The organism is Imperialibacter sp. (assembly GCF_048007035.1).
GTDB lineage: Bacteria > Bacteroidota > Bacteroidia > Cytophagales > Cyclobacteriaceae > Imperialibacter.
In genome coordinates this window covers 2,531,774-2,549,008 of sequence record NZ_CP180355.1, presented here as the reverse complement: position 1 = coordinate 2,549,008, position 17,235 = coordinate 2,531,774, and the positions used below count along the sequence as shown (strand labels likewise).

Genomic DNA, 17,235 nt, shown 5'->3' with positions numbered 1-17,235 from the left:
TTAGTTGGTGTCATAGCCTGAGGTAAAAGGGCTAAGACACCAAATGTTACTAATTTTTTGGTAAAATACACTGCTAAAGATCAAATTTTATCCCCTGAGCCAAAGGTAATTTTGCGCTGTAGTTGATTGTATTGGTCTGACGGCGCATATAAGCTTTCCATGCGTCGGAGCCCGACTCCCTGCCACCACCTGTTTCTTTCTCCCCACCAAAGGCACCTCCTATTTCGGCTCCAGAGGTTCCAATGTTGACATTGGCAATGCCGCAATCACTTCCTGCCTGTGACAAAAACTGCTCTGCTTCCAGCAGATTATCTGTGAGAATGGCAGAAGAAAGACCCTGAGGTACACCATTCTGAAGAGCGATGGCATCAGCTACATCACCTGAGTATTTGATCAAATACAAAATTGGGGCAAAGGTTTCGTGCTGAACAATTTTGAAAGTATTCTTTACTTCGAAAATAGCTGGCTTCACATAACATCCCGATTCATAACCGGCGCCCGAAAGCACGCCACCAGCAACGATAGTTTTGCCTCCTTCTTTTTCCACTTCCTTAATGGCGTTGAGGTAATTTTCAACCGCCAGTTTATCTATAAGCGGGCCGACATGGTTTTTCTCACTCAGCGGATTCCCTATTTTCATTTGAGAGTACGCTTTAGTCAACCGAGCCTTCATTTCATCAAAAATGCTGTCGTGCACAATAAGTCTTCTGGTAGTGGTGCATCTTTGCCCTGCGGTGCCCACAGCACCAAACACTGCTGCAATAATTGCCACATCCAAATTAGCATGCTGCGAAACAATGATGGCATTATTACCACCCAGCTCCAGCAGAGACCTGCCCAGCCTTTTGCCCACAGCTTCACTCACCTTCTTGCCCATGCGGGTAGAGCCGGTGGCAGAAACCAATGGCACTCTGGTGTCGTTGGAGAGAAGCTCACCAATTTTATAGTCGCCGATTACGAGGCCGCTGATGCCTTCTGGTAAATTATTCCTTTCGAACACTTTCGTAGCTATCTTCTGGCAGGCTACGGCTGTGATCGGTGTTTTCTCTGAGGGTTTCCAAACACAAACATCGCCACATACCCAGGCCAGCATAGTGTTCCAGCTCCAAACGGCAACAGGAAAGTTAAAAGCAGAAATGATACCCACAATGCCCATGGGATGCCACTGCTCATACATGCGGTGGCCGGGTCTTTCGGAATGCATACTCAAGCCATAGAGCTGACGAGAAAGGCCCACAGCAAAATCGCAGATGTCAATCATTTCCTGCACTTCACCATAACCCTCTTGCAAGGACTTACCCATTTCGTAGGAAACCAGTTTGCCAAGGTGCTCTTTATTCTTCCTCAGCTCATCACCGATTTGCCGTATGATTTCGCCACGCTGAGGTGCCGGCACAAGCCTCCAGCTCTTGAAAGCCTCCTCAGCCTTTTTTATCACCTGCTCATATGTAGCTGCCGTCGCAGACTCTACAGAGGCAATCAGCATTCCGTCCGCCGGAGAAAAGCTTTCTATCACCTCTCCACCGGAGGCAATCCAATTTTTGCCGGTTGAGGATCCGGCATTTTTATTTTCAATACCGAGCTTTTCAATCGCTTCGGCAATTCCGTAAGTATCTTCAATTGTGACCATTCTATAATTATTAGGGGGTTAATGCAACCGCAAAATTGCTAACATTTAAAGCGTTTTCAAAATAATACTACGTAGGAAACTGCACGCTAACAGTACCCGGCCTTCTGTTTCCCACGGCATAAGTCTTTTCCGTGTACTCAACCCCGCCACCATGATCAATAGTGATGACTGTGGTGCAGCAGGTGCCGTAGTTTTCAGTCTGAATGCACATAGCCGACAGCTGTTTTTCCCAGTCAGCTGAAACCCCGGTAGCGGGCAACTGCTCATCCGGAGCCAGCTCTCCATCGCCCATCCATTCGATCATTTCGGTAGCGCTGGGATGATCCTTTTTCAAAGTGGCTTCAAAGTAGCGCTTTGCCTTTTGCACTTTTGGCCACGGTGTATCGAGGAAAGCATTGGAAAGCCCATATATACCAGGCTTTACCTGTAGTAGTTCCTTCTGAATATTATTGAAATAGTATAGCTCATTATTTTCAAGAGTCAGCAAGTTGAATCCGTTGAAAAGATCAAGCTGCCCTTTTACACCCTCATAAAACGACGGCGAGGATTGGCTGCCAGCAAGAAAGTCCTTTGTGAGATTCCCTCTCGACGGGGCCGAGGCTTTGATATTTGTCAGGTCTCGGTGGTTGGTAATCGCCGTCATTCGCCCCGACCGGTGCATGCCCATCCATGTACCCCCTTCTTTCAAATCACGCCCGCCAAGGATATCGGGGTTGTCGTTCCAATACCCAAGAGGCGCAGTGGGCCGCTCGTAAAATTCGTCCCTGTTGGCAACAAGAATCAGCTGATAGTTGGGGTGGTGTTTCCAGGCAAAGGTGATCAGGCACATATTAAAGATATTGCTTTCATAGCCACAATACTAAAACAACTCCTCCAATCAATGATGAATTTGACAAATAGGTTCCGTTACTTAGTTTGCGTTGCAAGAAAACAGCCATGAACAAGAAGTGGAAGATTTGGGTGGATACAGGAGGCACATTTACCGACTGCCTGGCAGAAACACCCGAAGGCGAGATAAAAAGAGTAAAAGTGCTCAGCAGCAGCAAGCTGAGGGGAAAAGCCATTGAGCAGGTGGCGGAAAATGCTTTTCGTGTTGATGCATCGTTTGCTGTCGATAAAGATATTTTAAAGGGCTACAAAATAAGGGTTCTTGGTCAAAACTTCCCCGGCAACTCCATCGCCCAATTCGACCCCAACAACTTTACGTTTACTCTGGTCAATTCTTTGCCGAACAGGCTGATTTTTCCCTGCGACTTCGAGCTGGACGGCGGTGAAGAAGCCCCCGTGCTGGCAGCCCGGTTAATCACCGAAACAGCATTAGACCACGCACTGCCTCCCATGGACATGCGGCTGGGCACCACCAGGGGCACCAACGCTCTGCTGGAAAGAAAGGGAGCAAACACTGCCTGGCTGGTAACAAAAGGCCTCAAAGACCTGATTCGTATCGGCACACAACAGCGGCCCGATATCTTTGCCTTGAAAATCGAAAAACCTGAACCGCTTAATTCAATTGTTTTTGAGGTAGACGAAAGAATAGATGCGCATGGAAACGTGTTGGTCGCTTTAAATTCTGCAGAGGTTGAACGTGCTGTCGAAAAAATAAAAGCGCAGGGAATTCAGGCGGTGGCCGTCTCTTTGCTCAATTCGTTCAAGAACCAAGCACATGAATTGGAGGTGCTCGACTTGTGTAAAAAAGCCGGCTTAAAGTATGTATCCGTTTCGTCGCAGCTTTTCCCTACCATCAAGTTGCTGCCCCGGGCCGAAACAGCAGTGGCTGACGCCTACCTGAACCCTATCCTTACTTCCTATTTGACTGGTGTTTCCAATAAGCTCTCCAGGGGCAGCTCACTGAAAGTGATGACCAGTGCGGGTGGCCTCATCAGCGCCAACGATTTTCACGCAAAAGACAGCTTGCTCAGTGGCCCGGCCGGAGGAGTGGTGGGTGCTGCTGAAATTGCAAAAGTATGTGGTGAGAAAAACATCCTGACCCTGGACATGGGTGGTACCAGCACCGATGTGAGCCGGTACTCCGGCAAACCCGACTATCGTTTCGAATGTGAAGTAGGCCAGGCAAAAATAGCCTCTCCTTCGGTAGCTGTGGAAACTGTAGCGGCGGGCGGCGGCTCCATTTGCTCGTTCGATGGGCATAAGCTAAAGGTGGGCCCCGAAAGTGCCGGTGCACAGCCCGGGCCAGCCTGCTATGGTGCCGGCGGCCCACTGACCGTAACTGACGCCAATCTATTGTTGGGCAGAGTGGATGAAGAAAAGTTTGGCATTCCTGTACAAAAAGGGGAATCGGCGAAAAGGTTGGAAGAGCAGCTCAACGAAATAAAAAACCAAACCGGGGAGCTGCCGGAAGCCAATAGCTTGCTGGAAGGCTACTTGCAAATTGCTAACGAACGGATGGCAGAAGCCATTAGAAACATCTCCACCAGAAAAGGATACGACCCTGCTGAGCATGCACTCCTGGCTTTTGGTGGGGCCGGTGGGCAGCATGCCTGCGCCATTGCTGAACTACTGGGCATGAAAAAAATTATTGTCCCGTTTGACGCCGGACTGCTGAGTGCCTACGGCATTGGCAAGGCCGTTGAGGAGCGCATGATCACGCAACAAGTGCTGAAACCCCTCAACGACCTGAAGCATCATTTTGAAAAGATCGCAGCCACGGCAGCTGAAGAAGCAGCGTTGATGCTCAATATCGAGGGAATTCTGGAAACAGAGACCACATTTGTAGCTGCCTATCTGCGCTTTTCAGGGCAAGATGCTGTGATAGAAGTTGAATCTGGAAAATATAGTGGCCTACATGCCGCCTTCAAAAGTAAGTATGAGGAGCTATTTGGTCATTGGGTAGAGAACCGTGCTATCGAGGTGGAGTCGATAAAGGTGAAGGTTTCTGCACTGAAAATAAGCAAAGAGCCTGGCCCTGAGCATGTCAAAGCACATACCGCACTATCGCAACGAACCAAAGAAATAACGCACCAGGGCAAGCAGCTAATGGCTCAACTCTACGACTGGGAAACCTTGTCGCCCGGAGCAAAAATTGACGGCCCTGCTCTGCTGGCTTCAAAAACTTCCACTACCTGGGTCGCCCCGGGCTGGCAAGCGAACCTGGGGCACGAACTCAATGTCATCTTAGATTTGAAAAAAGCCTCTTCCGTCGTCAACGAGATACACGAAACCATAGCCCTCGAGCTGTTTACCAACAGGTTTCGGGGTATTGCCGAAGAAATGGGTGCGCTGCTCATGCGCACGGCCTTTTCAGTAAACATCAAAGAACGCCTCGATTTCTCCTGCGCCTTGCTTGATCCGAAAGGCGAGCTGGTGGTCAATGCGCCTCACATCCCAGTGCATTTGGGTGGGCTGGGGCTCTGTGTACGCAAGGTGCTGGAAGTGCTGCCTCTTGGCCCAGGCGATGTGGCAGTCACCAATCATCCCGGCTTTGGCGGCTCACACCTGCCCGACATCACACTCATTGCCCCAGTGTTTCACGGAAGGCAACTATTGGGCTATGTAGCCAACCGGGCCCACCACGCCGAGCTGGGAGGTAAAAGACCTGGCTCTATGCCGCCGGATGCAAAAAATCTGGCCGAAGAAGGGGTGGTCATCAGCCCCATGCTATTGATCCAAAAGGGAGTGGCTCAATGGGAGCAAATAGAAAAAGTGCTTACCGGCCATAGCTACCCCACCAGGGCGGTGGCAGAGAACATGGCTGACCTGAATGCGGCGCTTTCGTCAATTAAGGCTGGCCAAAATGCCTTGCTTTTGCTCTGCCAGAAAGAAGGGGCTGAAAAAGTGCTGCATTATATGCAGCGGCTCAAAGACTATTCCAACGAAAAACTCTGGGTGCAATTACAAAGGCTTCCGGGGAATGAATTTGAGGCCGCTGAAAAACTGGACGACGGAAGCCCGTTGAGAGTAAAACTACAGCGAGCAAATGACAAGCTGACGGTGGACTTCACGGGCTCCTCAAAGGTGCATCCGGGTAACCTGAATGCAACGCCCGCCATTGTGCGAAGCGCTGTCATTTATGTGCTCAGGCTGTTGATCTCGGAAGACATCCCACTGAACGAAGGCATTATGAAGCAGGTAGAAATCGTTCTTCCCGAAGGCTTGCTCAATCCGCCTTTTCCAGCCGATTCTTTGCAATGCCCCGCCGTTGTGGGAGGTAACACCGAGGTCAGCCAGCGCCTGGTCGACACTTTGATCAAAGCATTGAAGCTCTCTGCTTGCAGCCAGGGAACGATGAACAACCTCCTGTTTGGCAACAAAAGCTTCGGCTACTACGAAACCATCTGCGGCGGTACTGGTGCCGGGCCAGGTTTCAACGGCGCCGACGCCATCCACCACCACATGACCAATACCCGCATTACCGACCCCGAGATCATGGAGTGGAGGTATCCGGTGAGGGTAGAGGAATTTTCTATCAGAAAAGGCTCGGGCGGGCAGGGAAAGTGGAAAGGCGGTGACGGCATTGTAAGAAAGCTTCGTTTCACTGAGGCTGTAGAGCTCACCCTCCTCACGCAGCACAGGGTAGAAGCCCCTTATGGTATGAAGGGAGGAAACCCTGGCGCAACGGGAAAGCAATATGTCGAAAAGTCAACCGGAGAAGTCATCGGGTTAAAAGGCGTTGACGAAATGGATTTGCAAGCTGGCGATGCCATTGTCATTGAAACGCCGGGCGGAGGCGGGTGGGGTTCATAGGCAGCGACTGCTGCTCGAGTAGCATTGACAGTCTATCGCTTTTGTACTATTTTTATGGAAAATAATGCAAAACACCATTTCCCATGCAACTACTCAAATCATTTTTCGCAGTTGGCCTTCTAATTTTTTCTCAACAGGCATTTAGCCAGTGCAACCCCTATTTCAACTACAATGAGGGGGCGGTGATAGAAAGAACCTATTTCAATAAAAAAGGAAAGGAAGTCTCTCAGGACAAAACAGAAATTCTATCCGTGACCGGCTCTGGTAATGTCCAAACTATCAAGGCCCTGGTGACCATGTACGACAAAAAGAAAGAGCTGAGCAAGAATGAAATCGAGATGATTTGCGAAGACGGCGTTTTCAAAATGGACATGAGGAACTTTATGCCGCAGGGAATGGAGGGCATGGAAGATGTTCAGGTCGTATTCGAGGGTGACCAACTCACCATCCCATCTGACCTGAAAGCGGGGCAGTCGCTGAAGGACCTGACCTTTGTGGTGAAAATTGTTTCTGACAATCCAGCCATGAAAGCCATGGCCACCAACACCACCGTGTCCATTAAGAACCGGAAAGTGGTGGGCAAAGAGAAAATAACCACAGCAGCCGGCACGTACGATTGCTTCAAAATGACCTACGACTCAGAGTCTACTATGTCGATCATGGGCATGAAAAGAACGATGAACTCTTCGAGTGTAGACTACCTGAGTGAAGGGGCTGGCATGGTAAAAAGCGAGTCGTACGATGAAAAAGGTAATTTGAATAGCTATGTGGAGTTGAGTGCGTTTAAGAAGTAGGCAGCTCCCGCATCTCATCGACTGGGTTTATAAATGGATCCATCTCTCATGTATTGGGATGATCTATTCACACATCTCTTTTGAAAAAGAAACTCCATGCTGCAAGTTACGCTATCGCTAAACTTGCAGCTACTTTTCTTGAAGCTTTTAGCTTCCTACTTCCACTGCTTTTTAACGCCAATCTCGGGCAAATAATCAGAAAGGTTTTTTACCCTCGTGAAGCACCTCAGTCAGGTAGCTGGGCAAGCGATCCCGCCTTCCTTCTTCCACTAAAAATGGTTAGGGCTAAGCGATATGGAAGGGTTGAGAGAGATAGTCTATAAATATTATCCGTTTTAATTATAAGATTAACTTTACAAAATGCCGACAGTATTATTGATAAACGGGTTTAGGTTTTATTTTTATGCAGGAGATCAGAACGAACCGGCTCATGTGCATGTTGAAAAAGGAGATGGGAATGCCAAAATATGGCTTGAGCCTGAATTAGAAGTAAAATATTTTCATGACTTTAAGCCTCAGGAAAAGAAAGAAATCATGAAAATTGCGGAATCAAATTATGATCTATTAAAACAGAAATGGCATGAGTTCTTTCAACAATAGTTACGACACATTAGAGAGCATCATATTTGAAGGGGGCCTCCGTATTATCGGGTTACATTTCCACAAGGATCTGGACTTGATGCTGATAGTCCTTAACAACAAAAAAGTGCTTACCCGCAACATATCAAGTATTAAGAAACTTAAAAATGCCACTCCCGAACAGTTGTCTAACTATAACTTAATAAGCAATGGCGTTGGGGTTCACTGGCCAGATGTGGATGAGGATCTTAGCCTAAAAGGCTTTTTGAAAGAAGAAATCAGCAGTGTAACTGTCCCAATGGCCTCCTGATCCTTATGGTAGTGCTGCCACGCGTTATAGTCATGGAGAAAGATTAGGGCATCCCGAAGCATTCGAAGGAAAAGCCGCCTTCGTCCGTCAGTTACCCGAAAAATCCACACCAGCCCTCCCGTATCACATCAATAGCGTTCATAAATAGATCTGTATGCCATATATTGGGGCTGATCTATTCACACTTCTCTTTTGAAAAAGAAGCTCCTTAATATTCTCTTCTGGTCGGTTATTTCGGCGGCCTTCATCGGGCCGGGAACTATCACGACAGCTTCCCTGGCAGGAGCATCCCACGGCGTTTCCCTTCTTTGGGCTTTGCTTTTTTCTACTTTGGCCTGCATGGTGCTTCAGGAAGGAGCCGCCCGCATTACCATTGCGTCTGGCCTTACTATCGGGGAGGCTGTCACGCTGACTTTTGGCAACCAACTCTGGATGAAGTGGCTCCTTGGAGGAGCTGTGATTTTTGGCTGTGCTGCCTACGAGGCCGGCAATATCGTCGGTGCCATTTCGGGAGCGGGCCTGTTGTTTCCTCTGCCGCCATGGGTTTTTACCGTGGCCATTACCATTATTGCCGCCGTTCTTTTGTGGGGTGGCTCAGCAGGTTCGATTGCAAAGTCGGTGGGTGTGCTGGTCGCAGTAATGGGAGTGGCCTTTCTATATACTTCCTTTTTCATTGATGAGTCTCCTGTCGCCATCGCCCAAGGTCTTTTTATCCCACAAATTCCTTCTGATGACATTTTGCTGGTCATTGGGTTGATAGGCACCACCATCGTGCCCTACAACTTGTTTTTGGGCTCTGGTCTTGGCAAAGGTCAGCAATTGGGTGAAATGAGATTGGGCCTCATAATTGCCATTGGCCTGGGTGGCATTGTCTCCATGGCGGTGCTGCTCTCCGGCACGCTGTCATCCCTTCCTTTTTCCTTCGAAGGCATGGCCACTGTTTTGGAAAAAGCTGTGGGCCTTCCCGGCAAATTCCTGTTTGCCATCGGCTTGTTCGCCGCTGGTTTCACCAGCACCATTACGGCACCGTTAGCCTCCGCTATCACAGCACAAAGCATTTGGGGAAAGGGAGCAAAAAAGTGGGAAGCCACCGGAATAAATTACAGACTTGTATGGGCTGGAATACTCATCGTTGGGCTGGTGTTTGGACTGCTCGGATTACGACCTGTACCGGTTATCCTGCTAGCCCAGGCCATCAATGGCGTATTGCTCCCGGTAGCTGCCACCGGCCTTCTGCTTGTGCTCAACAATACCAGGCTCATGGTCAATCAAATCAACGGGGCCTTTTCCAATGTGGCTGGGCTGCTCATCGTTGGCGTTACACTTTTCCTTGGCATTCACCAGGTGGCCCGGGCAATTTTTATGGCCATTGGGTACGAGAGCAGCTTCGATAGTCTTTACTTTGCAACAGTTTCCCTGCTGGCACTTTTGCCCCTGATTTGGCTGGGAATTCGTATTTTCAGACGATAGAATCGTTAAGCTAAGTTGTGACAATACACTATGTAATCCAATGAAAATTCACGACTCTTCAGGGGAACTGGTCTAGGGAATAAAGGAGTACCCGCCATGGGTACTCTGCTCTGAACGATATTGGAGCGCAGTACCTATTTTTCCACCACTACTTTCCCTCCCTGAACCACAAGCTTCACTTTTCTTAAGTCGCTGACGCTTTTAGAGGGATCACCAGTCACAGCAACAAGGTCTGCTACAAGGCCCTTTTCTATTTTTCCGACCTTATCGTCAATTCCAAACACTTTTGCATTCAAGGAAGTGGCTGACTGCAAACAAGCCAGTCTGCTCATGCCATATTCGTTCATCAGCTCCAACTCATACACATTGTTGCCATGTGAGAAAACGCCCACATCTCCACCAAAAAGTATGTCGATGCCTGATGTAAGTGCCAAAGTCATTGAAGCCTTCTTCTTCTCGATTCTGTCGGTATCTGCATCGGTTCCTTTCTTCCAGCCACCATAGGAGGCAATGGCCTCAACGGCCCCCAAAGTAGGGCAAAGAGCCACACCATGTTCCTTCATCAGCTTCACAATTTCCTCGTCAAGGTCATCCCCGTGTTCTATCGTTTTTACACCCGCCAGAATCGCTCTCCTCATGCCTTCTTTGGTCAAAGCATGTGCTACCACCTGTCTGCCGCTGCTTTCGGCTACTTCTACTATCAGCTTCAACTCACCTAAAGTAAAAGTAGGGGCCGCTGTTTTGTTCAATCCCCATCTGTAGTCGGCGTACACTTTGATCAGGTCAGCGCCCTTGCCAATCTGATCCCGCACCACCTTTATCAAATCGTCGTGGCCATCAGCGGTTTCTGCACCCAGTGGCAAAGTTACTCCATCGTGAAAGCCTTTGGGGCCATAACTACCCGTGGCTACAATCGCCGGGCCAGCCACCAATAACGTGGGTCCCTGAATAACGCCTTTTTCCAGGGCCGTTCTCAAGCCAACGTCGGCATAGCCCGCCCCTTCGCTACCCAAGTCCCGCATGGTGGTGATGCCAGCCTCCAGCGATTTTTGCAGGTGCACTGTAGCTCTGGCTACCCTTTCGGCTATTGATTCTTTCAGCACCTGGTCGTTCCAGGAAACTTCATTGTATGGATGCAACAAAACATGGGAATGTCCCTCTATCAAACCCGGAAGCAAGGTTTGGCCTGGTAGTGTCATGGTTTTTGTGTTCTTTCCTACTTTTGCGCCACTTTCCGGCCCTACGTAGGCGACCTTGCCGTCTTCCACAACCACTACCGTTCCGGTTGCCAGCATTTTTTCACCGTCAAAAACCCGGTCTGGCTTGAGCAGCAAAGACTGAGCATGCGAAATACCTGCGTTGAGGCAAAGGACTGCCAACAAACAAAAAAAGACTTTGAAGTATTTTTGGAGCAACATCTGAGATTGGGCTTAGTAAGTTTTTCGTCCAATATTGCAATCCGTTTGGTAAAAAGGAAAGATTAGGAGCCGACAATAATGAGTATAATTACCACCATGGAGAAAACAGTGATTATCGGTAGCCGAAACCCGGTGAAAGTGCAGTGCGTAAAAAACGCCTTCGAAAAAGTATTCCCCGGAGAGGTTTTTAGCTTTGAGGGAGTAGATGCGGCCTCAAATGTTTCTGACCAACCCATGACAGATGAAGAAACCTATCGGGGAGCATTTAACAGAGCTACGAATGCAAAGACCGGCCGCCCCGACGGACAATATTGGGTGGGCATAGAAGGCGGTATTTCAGATACTGATGGCCTAATGGAGGCTTTCGCCTGGATGGTCATTCTTTCGCCTGACCATATATCGAGGGCACGAACGGCTACCTTTTTGCTGCCCGGCAAGGTAGCGCAGCTTGTTCGGCAAGGGGTAGAACTCGGGGTGGCCGACGACCAGGTTTTTGGCAGAAACAATTCAAAGCAAAAAGATGGAGCAGTGGGCTTGCTTACCCATGGGCAAATCGACAGAACGCAGTACTATGCGCACGCCATGACTTTGGCTCTGGTGCCATTTATCAACGAGGAGCTCTTCCGCTAGTCGAAGGCTTCCTCACTCAACAGCTTCATTATCAAAGCCACGTTTTTTTGATTCCCTGCCTTTTCCAGCAGCTTTTTCAACTCTGCCTCTTTTTTCTCCACGCCTGCCAACGCAACGATTTGCTTTACCTCTGCTTCCAAGTAGACTTCGCCTAGCAGCTTGCGGAGGTCTTTTTGCTCGGGCAAGCCAAATAGCTCGATTTCATCGATAGCTGAAAGCACTACCTCTCTCCCAAGGTTCTTGCATGACTCTAACGGATGATAGGTGGAAGGCGCATCCCTGAGTGCCCAGCTGCTGTAGTCAATTTTGAGGTCTTGGATTTGCTTGATTTTTGGATCACTGGCCCCAAATGTTCTCGAAAACAAGGAAACGGCGGAGGCCTTCCATGCTTCCAAATCGAACTCCTTCTCGTTGAGCTTGCCTTCCAATTTTTTGAAGACGGCTATCAGCTTCTTTTTATCCATACATTAAGGTACAACCAATTACCCATAAATCTCATTCAGCAGGCCCGCTAATCGCACGCCCGCCTGCACCAGCCTCAATTTTACTGCATCAATATTATCAAAGTTGTATCTATAAGAAAGTGACAAGTCCTCCGGCAAATTATAAACCTGCTTTCTCAGACCCATCGATTCATAAGCCCAATCCGTCGTTACATTTTTTTGCCACGCAGCCACCGTTGCCTTGTCTTCAGTATCTACCCAGTCGGCAAATTCAGTATAGCTCAACTGCTGACCATCAATCATGTCGCTGTCCCACACCCTGTGCAAATTGGAGCTTTCCCAAAAGTACTTCAGCTTCAAATCGTTGCCGCCCCGGTCGTTTCCATTGCCCACGTGCAGTGGCTGGTGAATATCGCCCACCAGATGTGCCAGCATTTTTATGGCAAAAGCCTCGTCCCCATCTGTAAATTGCTTGTTTTTCAACTCTAACTTAAGCCTTTCTATTGTGGCGATCACGTCGCCCTCCGACGGAGTGCCAGCCTGCTCATAGGTTTGACCATCGGGAATCGTGCAGTAATGCCAGGGGTCCATGTGCTTATAAGTTGGATCGGATTTAATAAAATCCATGTAGTTGCTCACCATGGCCAGGCTCTCGCCGCCAAGTATTTTTTCGATGTTAGCTTTTGCTTTTTTGGTGAGGTGACGCTCCGCCACCAGCCCAACTACTCTGTGCCCTGTTTGGCCCCAAAATCTTGAGTGGGTTCGGTGTTCCGCATCTGCATTAGAGGCAAATAATGCAACGAGCAGCAGGATGATACTGGCTTTTTTCATGGCGACTAGTTAATGAATGAAGCAAAAATAGAAACATGCTTCGATTGGCTGTCAAGGGCAAGAACAAATTACTGTTAAAAAAAAGAAAGGGCATGCCCCAGAGGTACATGCCCAATCACCAACCTAACCTATCTATGAAACCACTATGGAATTGTGATTCAGTATTATTAACAAATATTTCGGCTTTTGGTTCTCCTGATAGTTGAACGAAGCGCAACAAATATTCTTATGGGTTCATTTCAATATCTGTGCCAAAAGGGCTCTTCTAGAGAAAAAACAAGAAAAACAGGAAGAGGAACATCCAGAGACCATCCATGAAATGCCAGTAGGTTACCAGCAAGTTGAGTTGAAGCTTTCGAAATGAGTTAGTGAAATACACCAGCGAGTGAACGGGGTTGCTTGATTTTCTGATCAGCAGGATGTAGCAATAGGCCAGATAAATAATGCCCGCACTCATGTGCAAAATATGAAGGCCCGAAAGAGCATATAAATAGACAATGGCTCCTCTCACCGCATTGCTGGCTTCCTGATTCATCAGCTCATTCCACCCAAAAAACTGCGAGAACGAAAAAGCAAAGGCAAGCGCAAGAGTGAACAGCAGCGACTTCTTTAGCTCTTTGGTTTTCTCTTTTTCAAAATATTCAACGGCCCGGCTAATGGTGAAGCTGGATCCAAGTAAAATGAGTGTGCTAATTATAAAAGCTTTCGGAAACTCTATTTTGGCCGCCTTATCAACCAAAGTGCCAGAGGCGGTGTATGCCATTAGAAGGAAAAAGAATATCAAAATGCTGCCGAAAATCCCTATCAGCAACAGCATTTTGTAGGGGTGCATTTTCTCCAGCTCGTTGAGCGGGAATGAACTGGTCGGTGCTTTTGTTTTCTTATAGGAATTTGCCATGCTAGCTCCGTAATTTGTAATTAAACATTTTGTTTGAGCCTTGGTTCAACAATTTGCGATGAATTATCATAAAATGATTTTCTGTTATTCGTTATATAACGCTCCATCACCATAATATCCGTACTTTTGCCCACCAAAAAATGTTCTTAAGTTGAAAGTTTCCGACTTCCTATCAATTTATAAGCAAGATAGTTTTGTGAAAACCCTGGCCGAGAGCTTTAAGGCCAAAGGTGGGGGAGCATTTCAGGTGAAGGGACTCGTTGGAAGTCTCGATGCCGTTGTGCCTGCAGCAGTTTTTTCTATGGACAGGCAATGCCATGTGTTTGTTATGCATGAAAAAGAGGAAGCTGCTTACTTTTTCAACGACATGCAGAACTTGTTTGGTGAAAGGGAAGTATTGTTTTTCCCCACTTCCTACAAGCGACCTTACCAGTTTGACGAGACCGAAAATGCCAACATTCTGCTACGGGCCGACGTACTGAACAAACTCAACCACAGAAGTGGCAAGGGCGAAATAATAGTTACCTATCCGGAAGCGCTCACTGAAAAGGTGATCAATAAGCGGGCACTGACAGAAAATACGTTTAATGCCAAGGTGGGCGATAAGGTCGATGTAGAGTTCATCGCCGAACTGCTCATGACCTACGACTTTGAGCGAACAGACTTTGTGTATGAAGCCGGTCAGTACGCAGTAAGAGGTGGTATTATCGATATATACTCTTACGCCGGAGAGCTGCCTTATCGCATGGAGCTTTTTGGGGACGAAATAGAAAGTATCAGGACTTTCGACCCAAACACACAGCTGTCGCAAGATTCGGTCAATTCCATTAGCATCATTCCCAATGTGCAAACCAGGCTTTTGCAGGAAAAAAGGCAGTCGTTTCTGGAGTTTGTACCAAAAGAGACCCGTTTCTGGATAAAGGATCTGCAACTACTCTACGATCAGCTCGACAGTTACTTCACCAAGGCTTCTGCAAGCTTTGACGTGCTGATGAAGGAAAGCGGCAACACGAAAATCGTGCTGGAGCCCGCCGACCTGTTCGAAAATGCTGCGACCATCAAGTCACACATTTTCTCTTTCCCCATGATTGAGTTTGGGAGCCGGTTCTATCTGGAAAATGCTACGACCTTTCAATACGAAGCCGAACCTCAGCCACCATTTCACAAGAACTTCGAAATGATGGTGGAGAACCTCAACCAGCGTCAGTTGCAGGGATATAACCTGTTTATTGCCGCCGAGTCGGAAAAGCAAATCGAGCGACTCGACACAATTTTTCAGGAACTGGATCCCACAATGCGGTTCGAAGGTTTTTTGGCGGGGCTTCGGGAAGGCTTTGTCGACAAGCAGATAAAATTGCTTTGTTACACGGATCACCAGCTTTTTGACCGCTTTCACAAATACAAAACCAGGGAAAAGCACACCAAGTCCAAGGCGCTCACCATCAAAGAGCTCAAATCGCTGCAACCTGGAGACTACGTGGTGCATATCGACTACGGAGTGGGCCGGTTCGCAGGCCTGGATGCCGTGGATGTAGGCGGAAAGAAACAGGAAGCGCTTCGGATTGTGTATCGGGACAATGACCTGCTGTACGTAAGTGTGCATTCTCTGCATAAAATTTCCCGGTATGCCGGCAAAGAAGGGCAACCGCCGCCGATCAACAAGCTCGGCACTCAGGATTGGGATATCAAGAAAAAGAAAGTAAAGAAGCGGGTAAAAGACATTGCCAAAGACCTGATCAGTCTTTATGCCAAAAGAAAGGCGACTCCCGGTTATGCTTTCCCGCCCGACAATTTCCTTCAGGCCGAACTCGAGTCATCGTTCATTTATCAGGACACACCTGACCAGGCGCTGGCTACTGCCGACGTAAAAAAAGACATGGAGCAGCCTCACCCAATGGACAGGCTGGTTTGCGGCGATGTTGGTTTTGGCAAAACTGAGGTAGCCATTCGTGCAGCTTTTAAAACGGCGAGCAACGGAAAGCAAGTGGCGGTGCTGGTGCCAACCACCATTCTGGCCATGCAGCACTACCGCACGTTCAAAGAAAGGCTTGCCAATTTTCCCCTGGACATAGAATACATCAACCGGTTCCGCACCACGAAGGAGATAAAAGATATTCTTCAACGAGTGAAAGAGGGTAAAATTGACATACTGATAGGCACCCATCGCATTGTGAACAAAGACGTGGAGTTCAAAGACCTCGGTTTGCTGGTCATTGATGAAGAGCAGAAGTTCGGGGTAAAAATCAAGGAAAAGCTCAAAGAATCGAAGGTGAATGTAGACAGCCTCACTTTGACCGCAACCCCGATACCCAGAACGCTTCATTTCTCCATGATGGGGGCAAGGGACTTAAGCATTATTGCCACACCACCGCCTAACAGACAACCCGTTACCACCGAGCTGCACGAATTCAACGAAAGTGTGATCAGAGATGCGATCAGCTTCGAGCTGAGAAGGGGTGGCCAGGTGTTCTTTGTGCACAACAGGGTCAGCGACATTGACCAGATAGCCAGTATCGTTTTGAGGCTGGTGCCAGACGCACGAATAGGCATTGCTCATGGTCAAATGGATGGCCCTAAGCTGGAAAAAGTAATGATGCGGTTTATCGAGGGTGAGTTCGACGTGTTAGTGTCAACCAATATCATTGAAAGTGGCCTCGATATCCCCAATGCCAATACCATCATTATCAATCGGGCACACATGTTTGGTCTTTCTGACCTGCACCAAATGAGAGGACGGGTAGGCCGGTCGAACAAAAAAGCCTTCTGCCTGCTGCTTTCCGGCGCATCGTCGGGCCTGACAGCTGAAGCCCGTAAGAGACTTGTTACGCTTGAAGAATTTTCCGAATTGGGCGACGGCTTCAAAGTAGCCATGAGAGACCTTGATATCCGGGGAGCCGGAGACTTGCTGGGTGGTGAGCAAAGCGGCTTTATCTCTGACCTCGGTTTTGAAATGTATCACAAGATCCTCGACGAAACCATTCAGGAGCTAAAAATTGAGGACTACAGCGACCTGTTTGCGGAAGACCTCAAAAAAGCTGTTGAGGCTGTGGCCACCGATTGCGTGATAGAAACTGACCTCGAAATTCTTATTCCGGAGTCCTACGTCAACAATATTTCGGAGCGACTAAGCTTGTACTCCCACCTCGACAGCATTGAGTCGGAGGAAGAGTTGGCGAAATTCAGCGCCGATGTTAAAGATCGTTTCGGACCTATTCCTGAGGAGGTGGAAGAGCTTATAAAAACCGTACGACTTCGCTGGCTGGCCAAAAAAGCGGGTATTGAAAAGCTTATACTGAAAGCTGAGGTGCTTAAATGCTATTTTGTTTCTGGTGAAAATGAAGCCTATTTCAAGTCGCCTACCTTTGGCAAAGTATTGGAATATGTACAAAAGAATCCGAAAATCAGCCGCATGAGGGAGCACAAAGGCCGACTCATTCTGAACCTTGAGCAGGTCAAGTCAGTAGACCATGCAATAGGTTACCTTAAAAAAATGCTTCAGGAAAATGAGGCAACAGTAGCACAATAAAACGT

The 17,235-nt window shown here is 48.2% G+C and carries 13 protein-coding genes; 7 read left to right on the top strand and 6 right to left on the bottom strand.

Features of this window, described 5'->3' with window-relative positions:
• Nucleotides 1-73: 73 nt before the first annotated feature.
• Both ACMVP2_RS10945 and ACMVP2_RS10940 read right to left on the bottom strand, forming a co-directional pair.
• On the bottom strand, nt 74-1,630 hold the full coding sequence (locus ACMVP2_RS10945; protein WP_416867733.1) for an aldehyde dehydrogenase family protein: 1,557 nt from the start codon (nt 1,628-1,630) through the stop codon (nt 74-76).
• Nucleotides 1,631-1,697: 67 nt separating this feature from the next.
• Nucleotides 1,698-2,459, bottom strand: coding sequence for an NRDE family protein (locus tag ACMVP2_RS10940; RefSeq protein WP_339784312.1), 762 nt, complete (start codon nt 2,457-2,459; stop codon nt 1,698-1,700).
• A gap of 107 nt (nt 2,460-2,566) precedes the next feature.
• Between ACMVP2_RS10940 and ACMVP2_RS10935 the strand changes: the two genes are divergently transcribed.
• The 5 genes from ACMVP2_RS10935 (at nt 2,567) to ACMVP2_RS10915 (ending at nt 9,484) form a co-directional block, all read left to right on the top strand.
• Entirely contained in the window at nt 2,567-6,331 is a 3,765-nt protein-coding gene (locus ACMVP2_RS10935) for a hydantoinase B/oxoprolinase family protein (protein ID WP_339784310.1), read from the top strand.
• Between the two features lie 83 nt (nt 6,332-6,414).
• Nucleotides 6,415-7,125: a hypothetical protein gene (locus tag ACMVP2_RS10930; RefSeq protein ID WP_416867732.1), complete on the top strand. Its 711-nt coding sequence runs from the start codon at nt 6,415-6,417 to the stop codon at nt 7,123-7,125.
• A 360-nt stretch (nt 7,126-7,485) separates the two neighbouring features.
• On the top strand, nt 7,486-7,725 hold the full coding sequence (locus ACMVP2_RS10925; protein ID WP_416867731.1) for a DUF4160 domain-containing protein: 240 nt from the start codon (nt 7,486-7,488) through the stop codon (nt 7,723-7,725).
• Nucleotides 7,706-8,014, top strand: coding sequence for a DUF2442 domain-containing protein (locus ACMVP2_RS10920; RefSeq protein WP_416867730.1), 309 nt, complete (start codon nt 7,706-7,708; stop codon nt 8,012-8,014). Before ACMVP2_RS10925 ends, ACMVP2_RS10920 begins: the two co-directional genes overlap by 20 nt.
• 192 nt (nt 8,015-8,206) lie before the next feature.
• Nucleotides 8,207-9,484, top strand: a complete 1,278-nt coding sequence (locus ACMVP2_RS10915) for an NRAMP family divalent metal transporter (protein WP_416867729.1) — start codon at nt 8,207-8,209, stop codon at nt 9,482-9,484.
• Nucleotides 9,485-9,618: 134 nt separating this feature from the next.
• On the opposite strand, the gene ACMVP2_RS10910 is transcribed toward ACMVP2_RS10915, so the two are convergent.
• Complete coding sequence (locus ACMVP2_RS10910; protein WP_416867728.1) at nt 9,619-10,902, bottom strand: amidohydrolase family protein; 1,284 nt, start codon at nt 10,900-10,902, stop codon at nt 9,619-9,621.
• 78 nt (nt 10,903-10,980) lie between these two features.
• Between ACMVP2_RS10910 and yjjX the strand changes: the two genes are divergently transcribed.
• On the top strand, nt 10,981-11,532 hold the full coding sequence (gene yjjX, locus ACMVP2_RS10905) for an inosine/xanthosine triphosphatase (RefSeq protein WP_339784302.1): 552 nt from the start codon (nt 10,981-10,983) through the stop codon (nt 11,530-11,532).
• On the opposite strand, the gene ACMVP2_RS10900 is transcribed toward yjjX, so the two are convergent.
• The 3 genes from ACMVP2_RS10900 to ACMVP2_RS10890 form a co-directional block, all read right to left on the bottom strand.
• A complete protein-coding gene (locus tag ACMVP2_RS10900) occupies nt 11,529-11,996 on the bottom strand; it encodes a hypothetical protein (protein ID WP_339784300.1) in 468 nt (155 codons plus the stop codon). The genes yjjX and ACMVP2_RS10900 overlap by 4 nt on opposite strands.
• An 18-nt stretch (nt 11,997-12,014) precedes the next feature.
• Nucleotides 12,015-12,806, bottom strand: coding sequence for a S1/P1 nuclease (locus ACMVP2_RS10895; RefSeq protein ID WP_339784298.1), 792 nt, complete (start codon nt 12,804-12,806; stop codon nt 12,015-12,017).
• A gap of 265 nt (nt 12,807-13,071) precedes the next feature.
• Nucleotides 13,072-13,704: a cytochrome c oxidase subunit 3 gene (locus ACMVP2_RS10890; protein ID WP_339784296.1), complete on the bottom strand. Its 633-nt coding sequence runs from the start codon at nt 13,702-13,704 to the stop codon at nt 13,072-13,074.
• A 151-nt stretch (nt 13,705-13,855) separates the two neighbouring features.
• On the opposite strand from ACMVP2_RS10890, the gene mfd reads away from it, so the two are divergent.
• A complete protein-coding gene (gene mfd / locus ACMVP2_RS10885) occupies nt 13,856-17,230 on the top strand; it encodes a transcription-repair coupling factor (RefSeq protein WP_416867727.1) in 3,375 nt (1,124 codons plus the stop codon).
• Nucleotides 17,231-17,235: the final 5 nt, after the last annotated feature.